General features: G+C 68.1%; 13 protein-coding genes and 4 pseudogenes. 6 read left to right on the top strand and 11 right to left on the bottom strand.

What is annotated here, in order from left to right:
• Positions 1 to 62: 62 nt before the first annotated feature.
• Positions 63 to 275, top strand: a complete 213-nt coding sequence (locus tag ACWGIG_RS09450; RefSeq protein WP_453320947.1) for a hypothetical protein — start codon at positions 63 to 65, stop codon at positions 273 to 275.
• A 366-nt stretch (positions 276 to 641) separates the two neighbouring features.
• Positions 642 to 800 (top strand): annotated as a pseudogene (locus ACWGIG_RS09445) (IS701 family transposase); the annotation flags it as partial.
• 58 nt (positions 801 to 858) lie between these two features.
• Here ACWGIG_RS09445 and ACWGIG_RS09440 read toward each other — a convergent pair.
• From ACWGIG_RS09440 to ACWGIG_RS09430, 3 genes and pseudogenes are all read right to left on the bottom strand, one after another.
• Positions 859 to 1,057: pseudogene (locus ACWGIG_RS09440) on the bottom strand (IS701 family transposase); the annotation flags it as partial.
• 259 nt (positions 1,058 to 1,316) lie between these two features.
• A complete protein-coding gene (locus ACWGIG_RS09435) occupies positions 1,317 to 1,706 on the bottom strand; it encodes a hypothetical protein (RefSeq protein WP_453320946.1) in 390 nt (129 codons plus the stop codon).
• A gap of 935 nt (positions 1,707 to 2,641) precedes the next feature.
• Entirely contained in the window at positions 2,642 to 3,544 is a 903-nt protein-coding gene (locus tag ACWGIG_RS09430; RefSeq protein ID WP_453320960.1) for a hypothetical protein, read from the bottom strand.
• A gap of 143 nt (positions 3,545 to 3,687) precedes the next feature.
• Here ACWGIG_RS09430 and ACWGIG_RS09425 point away from each other — a divergent pair.
• Positions 3,688 to 3,786: pseudogene (locus tag ACWGIG_RS09425) on the top strand (dihydrofolate reductase family protein); the annotation flags it as partial.
• A 38-nt stretch (positions 3,787 to 3,824) separates the two neighbouring features.
• Here ACWGIG_RS09425 and ACWGIG_RS09420 read toward each other — a convergent pair.
• Both ACWGIG_RS09420 and ACWGIG_RS09415 read right to left on the bottom strand, forming a co-directional pair.
• Entirely contained in the window at positions 3,825 to 4,352 is a 528-nt protein-coding gene (locus ACWGIG_RS09420; RefSeq protein WP_453320945.1) for a tetratricopeptide repeat protein, read from the bottom strand.
• Between the two features lie 40 nt (positions 4,353 to 4,392).
• Positions 4,393 to 4,500: pseudogene (locus ACWGIG_RS09415) on the bottom strand (hypothetical protein); the annotation flags it as partial.
• Positions 4,501 to 4,893: 393 nt separating this feature from the next.
• Between ACWGIG_RS09415 and ACWGIG_RS09410 the strand changes: the two are divergent.
• Positions 4,894 to 5,034 (top strand): hypothetical protein, encoded by a 141-nt coding sequence (locus tag ACWGIG_RS09410; RefSeq protein ID WP_453320961.1) that lies wholly within the window; start codon positions 4,894 to 4,896, stop codon positions 5,032 to 5,034.
• 258 nt (positions 5,035 to 5,292) lie between these two features.
• Here ACWGIG_RS09410 and ACWGIG_RS09405 read toward each other — a convergent pair whose 3' ends face one another.
• From ACWGIG_RS09405 to ACWGIG_RS09395, 3 genes are all read right to left on the bottom strand, one after another.
• Entirely contained in the window at positions 5,293 to 5,751 is a 459-nt protein-coding gene (locus tag ACWGIG_RS09405; RefSeq protein ID WP_453320944.1) for an NUDIX hydrolase, read from the bottom strand.
• 409 nt (positions 5,752 to 6,160) lie between these two features.
• The gene (locus ACWGIG_RS09400) at positions 6,161 to 6,538 is read right to left on the bottom strand and encodes a hypothetical protein (protein WP_453320943.1); all 378 of its coding nucleotides are present in this window, start codon (positions 6,536 to 6,538) and stop codon (positions 6,161 to 6,163) included.
• Between the two features lie 254 nt (positions 6,539 to 6,792).
• A complete protein-coding gene (locus tag ACWGIG_RS09395) occupies positions 6,793 to 7,683 on the bottom strand; it encodes an MBL fold metallo-hydrolase (protein ID WP_453320942.1) in 891 nt (296 codons plus the stop codon).
• Between the two features lie 828 nt (positions 7,684 to 8,511).
• Between ACWGIG_RS09395 and ACWGIG_RS09390 the strand changes: the two genes are divergently transcribed.
• Positions 8,512 to 9,846, top strand: a complete 1,335-nt coding sequence (locus ACWGIG_RS09390) for an NAD(P)/FAD-dependent oxidoreductase (RefSeq protein ID WP_453320941.1) — start codon at positions 8,512 to 8,514, stop codon at positions 9,844 to 9,846.
• A gap of 152 nt (positions 9,847 to 9,998) precedes the next feature.
• On the opposite strand, the gene ACWGIG_RS09385 is transcribed toward ACWGIG_RS09390, so the two are convergent.
• A complete protein-coding gene (locus ACWGIG_RS09385; RefSeq protein ID WP_453320940.1) occupies positions 9,999 to 10,664 on the bottom strand; it encodes a DUF1345 domain-containing protein in 666 nt (221 codons plus the stop codon).
• 194 nt (positions 10,665 to 10,858) lie between these two features.
• Between ACWGIG_RS09385 and ACWGIG_RS09380 the strand changes: the two genes are divergently transcribed.
• Complete coding sequence (locus ACWGIG_RS09380; RefSeq protein WP_453320939.1) at positions 10,859 to 11,530, top strand: TetR/AcrR family transcriptional regulator; 672 nt, start codon at positions 10,859 to 10,861, stop codon at positions 11,528 to 11,530.
• A gap of 142 nt (positions 11,531 to 11,672) precedes the next feature.
• On the opposite strand, the gene ACWGIG_RS09375 is transcribed toward ACWGIG_RS09380, so the two are convergent.
• Together ACWGIG_RS09375 and ACWGIG_RS09370 are read right to left on the bottom strand one after the other, a co-directional pair.
• Positions 11,673 to 12,062, bottom strand: a complete 390-nt coding sequence (locus ACWGIG_RS09375) for a hypothetical protein (protein ID WP_453320938.1) — start codon at positions 12,060 to 12,062, stop codon at positions 11,673 to 11,675.
• Between the two features lie 2,036 nt (positions 12,063 to 14,098).
• Positions 14,099 to 14,389, bottom strand: coding sequence for a hypothetical protein (locus ACWGIG_RS09370; RefSeq protein WP_453320937.1), 291 nt, complete (start codon positions 14,387 to 14,389; stop codon positions 14,099 to 14,101).
• Positions 14,390 to 15,345: the final 956 nt, after the last annotated feature.

Below are 15,345 nucleotides of genomic sequence, written 5' to 3'. Positions count from 1 at the left end.
CTCTTCCGCGGGGGCGGTGTTGGCGAGGCCGCGAGGGTTCATTTGTCCTGGTCAGGAGTGTGGTGGACACGGTGGTGTTCGCGGGTGAGGTGTTAGCGCCAGTAGGTGTCGAAGTCGCCGTTGCTGTTCAGTGCCCGAAGTTCCAGGAGGGCTTCGACGCCGACGAGTCCCCAGTACGCGCCGGTGATATCGAGCCGGTCGGCGATCAGACGGCGGCAGGCACCTTCGATGACGCCGGTCGCGATGGCCAGCCCGCCGCGAGTGCGTGTTCGTAGTAGAGGAAGGGTTCTTTGTTGGTGAGGTAGCGGATGCAGGCTTCCGCACCGTGACGTTGGAGGTCCGCCAGGTTCATTGCCTGCGCCTGGGTTTTGATCGCCTGGCTGTTCTCCGGGCACCTTTGGCAAGGGTGCTCAGCGCGTGGATGGCGACCCAGTCCTCGGCGGCGGGATCGCCGCTCTTGTGGAAACTCCAGGCGGCGCCCCAGAGGGACTCCAGGACGTGGAGGAAGTCGATGACGATGTTGACCGTGGTTCCTCGCGAGGCGGCTTCGTTCTGGATGAGGTCGAGTTGGTGACGGGCTCCGTCGACGAGCTAGTTCTGCAACGGTGCTCGGCGTGACTGCTGCCAGTTCACTCGTTGGTGTGGTTAATGGGTGGGACCCTGAGGGTGTCAGGTTGTGGGCGGGTGAACTGGACGCTCTGCATGGGCGGTTCGTGCACAGGTTCAATCGAGAGGAACCGCGTCAGTCGGCGCTGGCGTACATGCGGGGCCTGGTTGCGCCGCTGCAGCGCAAGAACGGATGAACGCTGGCGGAGGAAGCCGGGCACGCGGGTCCCGATCGCATCCACCGCTGTCGGCGAGCAGCCGCTGCAGCCCGTCCGGGGTGGCGTGACCTGCATATTCGGCCAGTTGCCAGCTGTTCTTGCGGCCCACCGGGCCGATCAGACCCCGCACGTAGTCACGCATCTGACGCCGTGGCTCCACCCGGCCGCCCCCCTCCCCGCAGGATCAACTCCTTGAGTTCGGCGGTCCATCGCCCTGTAACGAAGTCGCCCATCACACCCCAAGCCTGCCCGACTCCCCTACCCCAGTCACCCTTCCCTGCCCGACTTCCCGGAACCACCGACTGATGCACCGTCAGCCCGATAGGCTCGAAATGACGCCGCTGACCAGCAGAGATGGAGTGCTGCTGGCGTACTAGGTGGTCAATTCCAAGGATGCCGACGGAGGGTGCGGAGTGAACGACGGCCGAAGCCACCGCGAAGACGGTCAGGCGGCGGGCTGCCAAGCCTGGTTGTGGAGATGGCAGCAGGCAATCAGACGTCAGGGTCAACTTCGGGGTGCGTGAACCGCACGGGCTTGCCCAGCGACCGGCTGTAGGCGATTTCGGCTCGGGTGCTGTCTCCGATGTAGTCGCCGACTACCAGGACCTCATCAGCGAGCCGGATTTTCGCTCGGTGCAGATCGTCGAGTCGAATCTTCAGCGCCTCTGCCTCGACAGAATCGGACCACAGTTCGTGCGGCGACTTCATGTCGATGCCCGGTTTGACGACAATCTTTCCGACTTTGGTCTCCCGCAGATCGGCCTCGTGCATCTCGGTCATGAAGCGGGTGGAGCCGCAGATTACGACGATACGTGGGAGGCTCAACAGCTTCTTCGCGTCGGCGAGCTTCTCCTCGGGGGTGAGCAGTTGCGAGGATGCCACTGGTTCCTCCTGGTGGTGTGGTCCCAAGGGGTGCCTGCGGAGACGAGAACGAGGGTATCCAAGGTCGCTTTGTGACGAACGACGTGGACACCCTCGCGACAGCGCTGCTATATGCCCTACGTCCCTCACTCTTCCACGGGGCTCTGAACTGCAATAGAGGTGTCCGAACCCGAGATAACCACGGAGAAGGTGGCGTCGCTGGAGACGTGGGCCAAGCGGCTTCCGTGCTGGAGTGCGGCCATCGCGAGCCGTACGGGGGCCTGTGCGGTGACCGTCCAGTGGTCCTTGCTGCTCGATGCGTTGAGGACGGCCTGCGGGCGCACCCTGGCCATGGGCGTGTCCAGCTGTCCTGCCACTGGGTCGGGGTGGCGTCGCCGGGCCCGGAAGCGTAAGTGGCGGCCGTGGTGTGCCCGGCTGTGCGCGCCTGCCGGATCAGTTCGGTGCCCGGGAAGCCGCTGCCGCCGATGATCAGAACTGTCATGGGTGACACGGTAGACGGGGTCCGGTGGTCGTCGCCGGAGGCTCGGGGATGGGGCGGAGGGCGTCCGGGGCATGGGTCGGCCCTGCCTGCCGGGGGCCAGGAATCGGTCGCGAACGGCGAAGTCGGCATGCCGTGTTGACGGCTTCCCTCCTCGCCGGTGCGCGAGGTCCGCATCCTTCGGACCGGCTGTACCTGACCTCAGGGGACGTCCAGATCGTTCGCCCTGACCTCCAGCACATCGTGGCCGGTACAAGTCGCGCTCCCCGCATCCCTCCAACGCCACCCGCCACGCCCACTCGCCGCTGATCTGCCAGCGCCGGACCAGACGCGCCCGTTCTGTGAACCAACAGAACCGAGAAACCGCGTCCCTGCCTCTCCGCTGGCCCGGCCCGTGTTTGTTGTCGATCGGCAGCCGCGGTGTTCCCGAAGCCCGTCCTGACCGCCACCTTCCCGGCTACAGGCCCAGCACGTACCACTGCTTTGTGGATCGGCCGTGCAGATAGAGGTTCCGGCCTCGACCCACGGGGCGTGCGTAGCGTCGGAGCGGGTCTCCGTTGGGCATGGTGAGTTCTGCCTCTTCGACGATGACCGCCTCGCTGTCGGTCATGCGGCAGTTATGAACGGTGGCGAGTTCGCTCTGCCGGACACCATCGCGGCGGCAGCCGCCGAGCATGAGTACGCGGTCGTCGTGTACCGCCAGTCCGCGTGGCGACATCACGGGGTGCTTCCGCACGCGGAGCTGTCCGTTGGCCTGTGCCTCAAGGAGTGGGGAGGAGGGCCAGTAGACGGCCCAGGCTGCGCCATCGGTGATGTTGAGCGCTTCGATGTCTGCGATGTGGTCGATGCCCTGGGGCGGCCAGTACTCCCACAGTTGGTTGCCCCCACTGTCCCATCGGGCCAGGCCGGCTGAGCTGATGGGGTCGCTGTAGATGCCTTCGTCCCCGTAAGCGGTCCAGAGATTGTGACAGCGGTCCGCCAGCATGAACGCCGCTGAGGCTCCCACGGCGAAGCTGCGTCGGGGACGGCCGTCGCGACCGAATATCTGTGCATTGCGATCTCCGACAGAACTCCCGCCCTCCAGAACGATTCGGCCATTGGGCAGGGCGTCGACCAGGTGCGGGAGCACTGTCACGCCGTGCAAGGTCCGCTCTTGCACCGTGCCCGCGTGGTCGGTGACAAGCAGCGCGTCGAAGGGTAGATCCACGGGCTGCGGCCGGGTCCTCCCGTAGGGACTTGACGGGAAAACGGCATCGGGGCAGATCAGCCACAGGGCCCTTCCCCACGCATCCACCGTGGAAGCCAGGACCTTCCGCTCGTCGTACTGCCGAGGCAACAGTGCGTAGGGACGCAGTGCCACCTTCTTCAAAGGACCACCTCGCGGGCGCAGGAATACAGCAGTCCATCATCGCAGAGGCCCCTGCCCTGCTCTGCATGGGTATCGCCCACAAATCAACTCGTCGCGGAATCTCAGCCCAGGCCCGTCCGGGGACCGTGCTGTGCCTCTTCAGCACCACCGAAACGGAGACCCAGAGGCTCAAGCGCGTCGAGCACGAGGCGTACGCGAACGGACTGCAGAAGCAGGTCTTCGACGTAGTCCACCGACTGAGCCGTGCCAGACTCTTCTGGGTGCGGAACTTCTACGAACGCGGGACGGATTCGGTGAGTGCGTCGAGGTCGGCGCGGGCTGCTTGTGTGAAGGGATGCTCGGGTCCTGGGTCCACCTCGTAGGCCGCTACCACTTCTCCCAGTAGCCGCCTCGCCCGCGGGATGAGTCCTTGGTCGTGCAAGACCTGAGCGAGGCGATGACGGGCGCTGTTCGCGTCGGGGTGATGTCCCCAAGGCACTCTGCAGAGCGCTGGGACAGCCTCCAGCTCGGTGCGGGCCCGGCCGGTGTCGCCTTGGCTGCGCAAAACCCATGCGAGGTGACACCGGGTGTTGAGAGTGACGACATGGTCTTTGCCGATGGTGCTCTGCCTGATCGTGAGAAGGGCCTCCAGCTCGCTGCGAGCCCCGTCGACGTGTCCTTGGTCGTGCAGCACACGGGCCAGTTTCTGCCGGGTGGTGAGGACGACCGGGTGCTGCTCGCTGAAGGTGTGCCACTGCACGGTGAGAACTGCATCGAACTCCGCGCGGGCCAGGGCCAGATGGCCTTGGCGGTAGAGCATCCAGACGAGACTGTTGCGGACGGAGAGAGTCGCGATGGTCGTCGCCGAGAGTACTCCGATACGTGGCAAGGACTTCTTCAAGTCCCGCCCGGCCTCGGCCGTAGTCCCCCTGGATGAACAGCACCCAGGCCAGTTCACCGCGAGCCATGAGGGTGTAGGGATGCTCATCGCCCAGGGCGCGCCGCTCGATGTCGAGGACTGCCTCCAACTCGGTTCGGGCACGCCCAGAGCAGCCCTGGGATTGCTGGGGAAGTGCCGGGCGGTGTGCTGCATGTGCGGGCTCAGCGCGGTCCAGGCGGGCCAGTATTCCGGGTCCACGGGAGTTCCTGCCCGATCCACGGCCCTCCCCAGGAGGTGAACGACCACGGCGAGGTGTCCGGCCCGCGGATGCGCATCATGAACAAGCGGGTGGAGTACAACCGCCGTGGGATACGCGTGGGTGGGGGAGGCCGTCAAGCTGCCCAAGCCAAGGCGGTCCAGAGCCAGGAGGGTCTGCCATAGCTTCCCGGCATCCAGTCCGGCAAAGGCTGCATCTTCGCAGATGAGTCGATGGTCCAGGAGATCGAGAGGCAGGGGCGCGGGGGCGACCGCCGGATTCTCGCCCTCCGGCCGCACCCTGGCCGTCGCCACCAGCAGCGACCTCACTCTCTGGACCCGCCAGCGGCTCCACCGCAACAACTGAGTGCAGCGCCGGCACCAAGGACAGGAAGGGGCCGATGAACGGGGCAGATCCCGCCGAGATGCTCAACGGCCCGACCACAGCCTGCCACCCAGCGAAAGACAGTGCTTCTCGCCGGAGGCGACTTCGTCCTCTGGGACAGCAACTTGCAGCATCTACGCGGCTAGCCACCGGCACGCAAAGGGACGGGTTACGGGGAGCGAGACTGGTAAGCCCGCATGCTGAGGTGTCACGTGTTCAGCGGCTGTGGCCGACCTTCGATTACTGACTGTCGACGGTGACGGTGGCCCAGCACGGGTCAATGTGGCCCAGCCATGCGTCTTGGTCGTCCGCCAGTGGTTGCTCCAGAGGGAGGGGGAGGAACCGGCAGGTGAAAATGAGGCCAGCGTCCTCTCCGTCGCCCTTGACGTGGTGGTTCCACGCATCGCGGGTTTCTGCTGATGCTTGCAGAAAGAAGAAAGTGGTTCGTCGTGGCTGACCGGTGTCGGGATGGGGCTTGCTCTCCACGGCGATCCGTTGGACGACTGTGGCTGTCAGCAGACCGGTCTCCTCGGCGACCTCTCGAAGGACCGCTTCTTCCAGATCTTCGCCTGATTTGACTCCCCCCGCAGGGACTTGGGTGCCGGCCTCGGGCATACCGGTGTGGTCGAAGACCAGAACTTCCGGGACGGTGCGGTTCCGGATGACGTATGCGGCGACACGGATTCTGGGTCGGGTCATCCCGGCATTGTCAGTCATCTGCGCCGTGCATGGTCGCCAGGAGCGTATCGGCTCCAGGTTCTCCGGCTTCGGTGACCATGCAAGAGACTCGCCGCCGCCGAAATCCGCTCACCTGCCGGCGCGCTCATCGAGGCCTGCACGACTGGGTCGGGAAAAGGCAGCGCGAACAGCCGCCCACGGACAGTTGAAGGCCCCGGGCCCGGCCCTGCCCGCGCACGACGAGGAACAGCACAGCGCCGTACGCCGGATTCCCCGCCGCAGAACAGAAGCCGACGCAGCCTCCTGCACGGGACGCACGTCGGCCCCGCGCAGATTCTTGTGCCCAGGGCCGGCGTGTGTGAAGGGATCAGGTGCCCTGGGAAGTGCAGCCGCGATGCGCGGCATGCCCTTGCCGAAGCAACGCTGTCGTCTAGGCCGTCGGTGCGCCGAGCGAGAGCGGTTCTTCAAGGGTGGTGAGCGGCGCGAGGCAGGCGTCGGCGACCTTCAGGCGGTCGCTGGAGGTGTAGGTGAGGGCGGCTTTGACCCGGATGCCGAACAGGACTTGCGGGAGCCAGTAGGCGACGTCGGCCCACATCCGATCCAGCGGCAGTTCCTCGACCGGGCACCAGAAGGGGCGGATCTCCTCGCACTCCCTCAGCCGGCCCTCAGGCTCAGTGGCGAGGAAGACCGGGGTGCTGTGATCCCACCGCTGCTCGGGGAAGGCGAGAGACGTCCCGCTGCTGCTACGCGGCGATCCGGCTTTCCACCGGCCTCGCAGCTCGGAGCGCTGCGCCGCCTGTTCCTCCAAGTCACGCAGGCCCGTGCCGAGGTGTTTCAGTTTGGCGCCCCCGGGCGCCAGGGTGAAGATCTGTTCCTGCGCGGCGAGCCGCCACGGCTCACCGTCATCGTCATGGCCGGCATCAACAATCTGCTGAACGCGGCGATCACCTCGGTGTTCGTACCCGTCTGGGCCGGGGAGACCGGCATTGGGCCGACCGCGATGCGCTGCCGTCTCTCGGTGACCGGACTTTCGTGGGCGACCGGGACGGTATACGGCGCAGGTTACGTCGCGCGGTACCTCCCCTGTTCGACCTCTGTGACACGTCCCGTGTCCATCAGCCGGCCCAGGTGGTGCACCGCGGTCCGCCGCTCGACCGGATCGACGTGCGGGCCCGTGACGTGCGGGCGGTAGACAAGTCGGTGCTTGGCGATCTCCTCGACCGTCCGAGGCTCGTCGAGCAACGTCAGGAGGGCTGCGTCGCGCCTCGCCAGCACCGCGACGTAGACGTCGAGCCGCCTGGAGAACTCTCCGGCGCCGTCGATCACACCCTTCTGATGCGCCGTGCCGTACCAGCGGACGCCGATCTCCCGGCACCGGCTCATGGAGGCCTCGAAGTCGGTGAGGCTGCTGCCGACGTCTCCGTAGAACGGACCGAACGAGGTCAGATCGATGTCCGCCACGAAGAGGAAGCCGTCCGGCTCGATCAGGAATCCGCTGTGGCCCGCTGTGTGGCCCGGAAGGTGCACGGCCGTCACGGTGCGGCCACCGAGGTCGAACACCGTGCCGTCCTCGAACCCGGAGGCATCGGGACGATCCCGCACGTGGAACTGGTCGCGCAGCATCGTGCGGGTGTGCGCTGCGGCGTCCGGCGGAAGCCCGTAGCCTTCGACCATGACCTCGCACGAGCGCAGCGCGGCGAGGTCCTTCTCGTGGATGTGAACCGGTACTTCGTACTCGGCGAGACCTGCGACGTGGTCCTCGTGCGCGTGGCTCACGAGAACCACGTCCGCACAGGGCGCCGCTCCGACGAGCGACAGTGACGGATCGATGACCAGTGCTTCGGAAGTGCCGCGCACGAGTACCGAGTTGGCGTAGGGGTAAGCGCCCCGTTTGGCGCCCACCAGCACGGTGACTCCGCCGTACTGCCTTGGCGTGTATGCGGTGGTGGGCAAGGGCTGCGCTCCTCACGTCTTGTGTCCGCGCGCGTCGCGGCGGGTCGGATCGAGGTGTCGGGGAGGTGCTGTTGCCAGGACGCCCGGCAAGTGGTGCTTTCCGCAAGGGACTTCGAGGAGAAGTGTGCCTCGTCCCTGCCATGGAGGCGGGGGCAGGGTACGCAGTCAGCCGTGCGGCGCCGAGGCTTGATGATCCCGGGCAGCGGGGAGCCCGCCGCGGCAGGGTCACCGGGGGCGGGTGAAGAACCACGGGGCCTGGGGGCGAGCCCCCTGTCGGGAGCGGTCGGCGGATGGCTGGAACGGGTCGCGCACCACGGTGCGTCCGGGCCCGTTCCCGGGGTGCACGCGTGGTGCACGACTCCGATGCCGCTGTGCGCGGTTGCACGGCAAGACGCCCGCGAGGCGGTAGCGGCGGGTCGGCCGACTCCGGCCCGGGCATGTAACGCGACTGTGCCGTAGCGGAGTTCGGTGAGGGACGCCTCCACAACGGGTGAGCACGGCCGTGGTCCCGGACCCGCGGCCCTTCTCGCCCGCGGTGCGAGCGGCTCGGCGAGGAACTGTCGTTGCCGTGAAGGGCCAGGACCGCTGGGCGCGGGAGCAGCCCCTGAGGCGCGGTACGTACGAACCGGCGGCCGACGAGCCGTCAGGAACAGCGATGCCCGTCCTCAGTGCCGCCGCTGTCTCCGCAGCGTGGCCGAGGTGCGTGGCGCACGGCCCCTCGGTGGTACAGGGCACGGCGGAGAAATTTAATAACACCTGTTGTGTAAATTCTTTCGGCTGGATACGGTGCCGTCATCTGCTGTTTCAGGACAGGAAGCCGTGATCAACATGAACGACGTGACAGCGAGCGGGGCCGGTGTCTCCGGGGTGGCATATTCGGCATTCGGTGGCTGGACCGACCGGCCCACCGACTTTGCCCCGATGCTGGAGGGGGAGCACACGTGTGACGTCGCCGTTGTCGGTGGCGGATACACCGGTATGGCGGCGGCGCTACGACTGGCTGAGCGCGGCGCGGACGTCGTCCTGCTGGAGTCCGGGTTCTGCGGGTCGGGCGGCAGCTCGCGCAACGCCGGGTATCTGTCGAACGCACTGGCAGGCGATCCACAGCTCCTGAACACCCTGTACGCCCGGCGCCTGCCGGGTCTCATCCGTTACGCGGAGGAGGCGGCCCATTTCACCGAAAGCCTGATCCGGCGGCTCGCCATCGACTGCGACTACCAGCCGACGGGCAATGTCATCGCCGCCGTCTCCCCGGCCCAGCTCCGGCGCACCGAACGGAACGCCCGGATCCTCCGCGGTGCGGGAGCGGACGTCGAGTTCGTGGAGGGCGGCGACTTCGGGCTGCCGAAGACGTTTCTCGGTGGCGTGTTCGAACGGGGCGGCGGGTTGCTGAACCCCGGGAAGTTCGCGCTCGGTCTGCGCGAGATTCTGCTGGCTTCGGGCGTTCGGGTGTACGAACGTACCGCCGTGCGCAACGTCGAGTCCCACACCGGCGGCATTGACATCGACGTCACCGCGGGCCGCCTCCGCGCGGAGCGTGTACTCCTGGCCACCAACGCCTACTCCCGCGACCTCGCGATCGCCCCGAAGCGGATGGTCACCCCGATCTGGACCAGCCTGGTCGAGACCGAACCGATCGCCCCCGAGCGCCTGGCGGCGACCGGCTGGACGCGGCACACCGGCATCGTCACTCCCCACACGATCCTGGAGAACTACCGGCCGACCCCACGCGGCACGATCATGTTCGGAACCCGTCGGCTGCGGACGGCACAGGGAACGCTGGGCGCCCGCGAGCCGGACGACGCCGTCGTGGCGGACCTGGTGCGAGGCTTTCACGACCGGTTCCCCTCGCTCCGCGACGTCGCGCCGGAACGCGCCTGGGGCGGGTGGATCGCCATGACGTCGTCGCTGCTGCCGGTCGCCGGCGAGGCGACGAAGAACGTCTTCTACGCCATCGGCTGCAACGGCCACGGTCTCGCCCAGTCCCCCTACCTGGGAACGCTGCTCGCCGACCGGCTCGCCGGCGACCACATGCACGAAGACCTCGCCACCGTCTGGCGGGCCCGGCCACGGTTCACCCCGTCCGTCCTGAGCGCGCCGACACTGCGCGCCGCCTGGACCGCCGACCGCATCGCGGACCGCCTGCACCGCCGCCGGGCGTGAAATCCGCGCACGGCGGCGGCCCCGGGCATCCCCGCCCCGATACCGCAATCGGCCGAGGGCCGCCCGTGGAGGGCCTGCGCCGTGACCACGGCCGGGGAGTTGCCAACCGGCGGCGCATCGGCCGTGCTGTGCTGCGGCACTGGGTGCGAGCGCTAGTGGCCGCCCAGGGCGGAAACCAGAATCGCGACCGTGACGGTGTTGAAGACGAACGCGATGACCGTATTCGCCGCCACGGTCCGCCGCATGCCCCGTGAGGTCACCTCGACGTCGGTGGTGCCGAACGTCGTCATCGCGGCCAGAGCGAAGTAGACGTAGTCGGCCCAAGCAGCAGACTGCTCTCCGGGGAAGTCGAGCCCCCGTTCGTTCTCCACGAGGTTGTCGGCCTGGAAAGTGACGGCGAAGGCGACGACCACGCAGATCCAGGCGACGACGACCAACGCGAGGGCCACGAGCGTGCGCGGGAGGGTGGAGAAGGTGGTGGAGAAGTGGCCGGGCAACCAGAGCACGGCGACCACCAGTGCGGCTGCCGCAATGAAGAGCGAAGCCCCGGGCCCGGGTGCCGTTCCCAGGACGTAGCGCTGGAGGAACGTACCGCGCGCTTCACGCTGCGCCCAGGAACGGACCTGCTCCGGGGCGACACTCAAGAAGGCGGTCAAGGTGAGGGCGAGATAGGGAAGGAGGTAGGCGAACAGGACGAACACCCCCACATCTGCTGCCGACAGTCGCGCCACGCTGTCGAGGGGAAGAAGCACTGCCGCACATGCCGCGACGGCCAGGCTCACCACCGACCGGCGCCGTTCGGAAAGCCAGCGGTGCACGAGCAAGCCTCTCTGGCCGGTCGTCCGACGGGGACACTGCAGGGCAAGGCCGCATCCGATCCTATGCAGGACTCCGTCTCCGGGTCGGCGGCAACCACGGCGTGTCACGGCCCGGTTCCAGCCACACCCGGGGTGCCCCGCCCTCAACCATTTGCACAACATTTGTTACTTCAAATGTGTGGCAGAATCGCCGGGTGTCCGACAAAGCGACCCGACAGATGCACAACGACGGCGCAGCCGGCCCTGTCGTACGGCGTGGCCGTCCCACGGGCGACCGCGCGGCGAAGCGGGCCGAGCTGCTGAAGGCAGCGGCCTCGGTGATCGCGCAGGAGGGTTACGCGCACACATCGCTGCGCAAGGTGGCCCAGCGATCGGGGTGCACGACCGGGGCTGTGACGTACTACTTCGCCAACAAGGAGGAGTTGGTCACCGCGCTGGCGGAGAACAGGTTCGACGGTTTCGATGCCATGCTCGCGACCGGTCAGGACCGGCCTGACGTCAGGACGATCCTGGAACGGTGGCTGCTGCGGACCACTGACGATCCCGAATTCTGGCCCGTGATGTCCCAACTACTGATCCACGCACGGTACGAACCGGCCTTCGCCGCCGTCATCGAACGGCGTTACGCCCGCCACCGCAGCGAATTGGCCTCGCTCCTAGCGGCCGGCCAGGCACAGAAGACCATCCGCGCCGACATTCCTGCCGACCTCCTCGCCGACCAACTCGGCGCCATCGGCGACGGTTGGATGATGATGTTCCCCATCGAACCGCACAGGTTCACACCGGACCGGGTCCAGGCTCTCCTCGACGCCGCCCTCACCTTGATCGCCCCACCGCCGGACGCCCTCCACGCACCCACCCCGTAGAAGCCCCGCCCGCATCCCGGGACGGCACCCTGGAGCCTCCCGCTACTTCACCGCCGCCCTGGCGCCCGCGGCCGCAGTGGCGGAGTACTTCTACATCGGCGAGGCCGGACGGCAGCCGTTGGTCGAGTTTGCTGAGGGCGTGTCATTTGCCGAAGTCAGCACCGGATGGGCTCCGGGGGAAGCAATCCACTGCCGATGTGCTGCGTCCCGGCCGTCCAGGCCGCGGTGGGGTCCGGAAGGTGCCGGGGGGTGTGCCCTTCAAGGTTTTGTCGGTGCGGACGGCGACGGTCTGTACGCCGCCGGGAGTGGTGCGTTCCTCCGCCGCGTAGCCCTGCTTGCCCGTCACGGTGACGAGTGCGACGTTCTCGCTCGCGGCAGCCACGTACCCGGGCCGGGACAGGTCGGGAGCGCAGAGGGCGTGGGAGGAAGAGGGGGAGGAACTGCCCTGCCACCAGGTGTAGCCCGCCCCTCCCCCGGCGGCGAGCCCGCAGATCGACAGGGTTCCGGCGAGGAGCACGGGGGTGCGGCGCATGGGCTATCCCCAGAGCTTTCGGTAGTTGGCCTTGTCGATCTCGGTGGGCGTCTGGAGCGGGAGTGTGGCGGGCTGGAGCCCAGACGCCGGGGTGAGGCTGCCACCGGCCCAAGTAGCCGCCTGACGCCGTCTCGTCGCGCCGTTCCAGGTCATTGACGGACGAGGCGTTGTCCGGGGCGATCCTCACCCTGCCCAGGGCGCCGGACCTTTGGTGCCACTTGCCCGGCGCACAGACCCGACACGGCCGCGGCCACGAGCCCGACGAGGACAAGGACACGGGGCGGAAGAGAGGGCGGCACATGCAGCTGAACGACCGCCACACGTGGCGGTTATGAGCCAGGCGCAGCCCTGGGTGACCGCGTCGGAAGAACTGGTGCCGCGCGGACGCCGGGCCACGGCTGTTCGTCGGTCGCGGGTCGGGGCTTTCGACGGCGCGTGAATTCCTGGCCAGTTCCACGCGTGATGAGCCAGGTCCTGCCGCATTGGGGCAGGACGCCGATCTCTCGCAGGTGAACTGTGAGGCTCACCGGGTTCCGGGGAACGAGCCACACCCAGCTCCATCGGTCGTAGCTGATCACTGACGGCCAGTCCAACCACCGATACGACCAACAAAGCGCCAGACGGGCCGCTCCCTCTGTCGACCTACGTGCCGATGTGTCTCCCACGTCAGCACACTGCCGCCATAGGCACGAACTGAGAGACGGTTGACCTCGCTCTCGACCTCGCGAAGGTGCCGACCAATTCGCTGAATGCCCTGATTGCAGTCCCTCAACCAGAGCAGACCCAGAAGGAGGACGGCCACCGCGAGATAGAGGTTGGGCTTGTGCAGCGAAAGCCCGCCTGTCGCGATAAGAGCAGCGGCAACTCCCGAGAAGCCCAGGATCTGCATTCTTGAGGTCACTCGATGCACTACTTCGGTCCGCAGAGACTCGTACTCCTGCATGAGTAAGGTGATGAGCTCAGCGTCCGGCTCTACGCCACTTGGTTGCGTCACTGCCTTCCCCCTGAATCGTCCGCACACTCTCGTTGCTGGATTCCCCTTCGCGGACTCGACTGAACCCCGGCCCATGTTCCGAGATCAACACAAAGAAGCACAGAAGAGCTCAGCGCTAGGGTTTCGGGCCCGCAAGGTGCAGCGAGCGCTGGGAGGGGCTGGCTCGGGCGGGTCAAGAAGGGCAGGGGCGGGATGCGGTCGTCGGGGCCGAGCGACACCGGGGTGCCCGTGCGGGCGGTGTCCCGCCAGGCCGGAGCCGGGCCGAGCAGGCCGGTGTCCGTACCCGCGGTGGTCCAGGCCGCTCGGATACGATCCGCGCGCTCCAGCACCGCCGCATCAGCCCACACCAGGGCCTCTTCGCCCCGGGCCGGACGGCTGATGGCCGCGGGGCGTGGAGCGTAGGGCGTGGGGCGTGGGGCGTGGGGCGGCGGGATGGTGGCGGAGCAGGGAGAAAATGCTCCGCTCATACCGGGGCTGCCTGGACGGGGCGACTGGCATGGACAGCAGTCGGTCCGGACGGGCGGATCCGCACAGACCTCTTCAGATGCCACCGGCTCCCGAGGCGGACTCCTGGTCGGTTGTGCCGAGGTCCGGACACGGTGCGGTGGCGGTGGGAGGCTGTGGGGGCGGTCGCCGCCGCGCGGGTGCGGCGACGACCAGGGCACGCGTGAGGCCGGACTCCCCCCAGGAGCGGTCCTCACGCGAGGCGCCCTCCTGGCGGACGAGCAGGGCAGCGGGAGTTGCCCCGGTGAGCCGTCCGCCCGGAGGGCGGGTGGCTGGAGCCGTGTCGTCGGCGGTACGGCTCCAGCCGGCCGGTGGAGTCGGTCGCGGCTCGGGGGCTGGGAGCCTGGGGCGTGGGCGAGGCCCAACTGCCCTCATTCCGAGGGTAGAAGAACAGCCGGTGTGATCGGAAGTGGCCGCCCGGGCCCCGCGCAACCACGAGGCCGGTCATCTCACCGGCGTGCGGCGGGCCCGGGCCGTCGCCGCCGTGCGGGGCGAGGTCAGCACGCCCGTGGCAGTGCGACGCGGCCCGCCCGTCCGGTCATGGGCGGCCCGGTGTGAAGCGCGACATGGCCGACAACACTGCGGACAGCGGCGCGTACGCGGACACCGATCGTTCCTGGCCGGCCGGGGACCTCACCGGCTGGGCCCCGTACCGCGCCCATGACCGGCCCGTCGCCTGGGTGCGCCCGGTGACCACCGCCGCGTATGAGGCTGCTTGTCCGCCTCGGCGGTACGACCCGATGAGCGAGGGCTGCGTCGCGCGCTGCGCCTCGTTCTCGTCCAGGACTGCGCGTGCCTTCTCGGCAGGCCCGGTCGGCTCGCCGCCCATGGGCAGGGCACTTCGCGCTGCCGGTGCGCAGCGTCACGCAGGCGCGGACGGTGCGCTTCTCGTTGTCCACCATCGGCGGATGCGCCGTCGTGCATCAGTACTCGCGCCGGGTGCTTCGTTCTCAGTGCCCACGTCCGCGGGCCGTCACGTCAGGGGGGCTGCCTGCGTTGCTGTACCTCGGCCAGGACATCGGGCGGGTTCTGGCCGAGCTGCCCCCGAGCTCGTGCTCGTCGCCGCGATTACCGCCGACGAACTCGTCCCGCTGCAAGCCGCGTTCGGGCGGGAGCAACGGCGAACAGACGTCACGCGGCGCACCAGGTCCGATCACCCACGCAGTGGGACCGCTCACGGCCAGCTACTGCCTGGGCGTTTGGTTCTGCGGTTGGTGTTTGATTCCTGCTCAGGCTCCGCGCCAGTCAGTAGGCGTTGGTGAGGCGGCAGGTCATGAGGTCTGCGGGAAGAACGGCACCGGGTGTCCCTCCCCCAACCCCTAGGGGCCGGGAGACCCGCGCGCCGGTCCGACGGAGCCGTAGGACGGGAAGGCCGCGCCGAGTGGACCGACGGGCCGGACCGGTCCGCCGCTGTCTCTCCCAAGAAGCTCGCCGCCGACAAGAACGTGACCACCGGTCGGACGCTCGATCCGCACCGCCGCGCACGACACGGCCGAATCGATGCAGGCGATTTGCGCCGATCACACCGAAGCGCTGCTGTCTGCGGGTGGGTGCGGACGGTGGCGAGGCGTCAACTGATCGACACTGCCTTGCTGTTGGCCCCGATCCGCCGACTTGGATGGCTGCGAGGAGCAGCAGCCCGGTCGGGGCGGTGCGCAACGAGGTCGGCGTCGTCACCCACCGCAGTGGATACGGGTACACGGGCACGTTGAGTCGTTCCCGCTCGGGCGCCGACGGCACGGCGACGGGCCGCGCCGTCGGCGCTGCAGCCTCGCGTGCCGACAC

The sequence above is a fragment of the Streptomyces sp. NPDC054863 genome (assembly GCF_053610825.1).
This window is presented reverse-complemented; position numbering and strand designations above follow the sequence as displayed.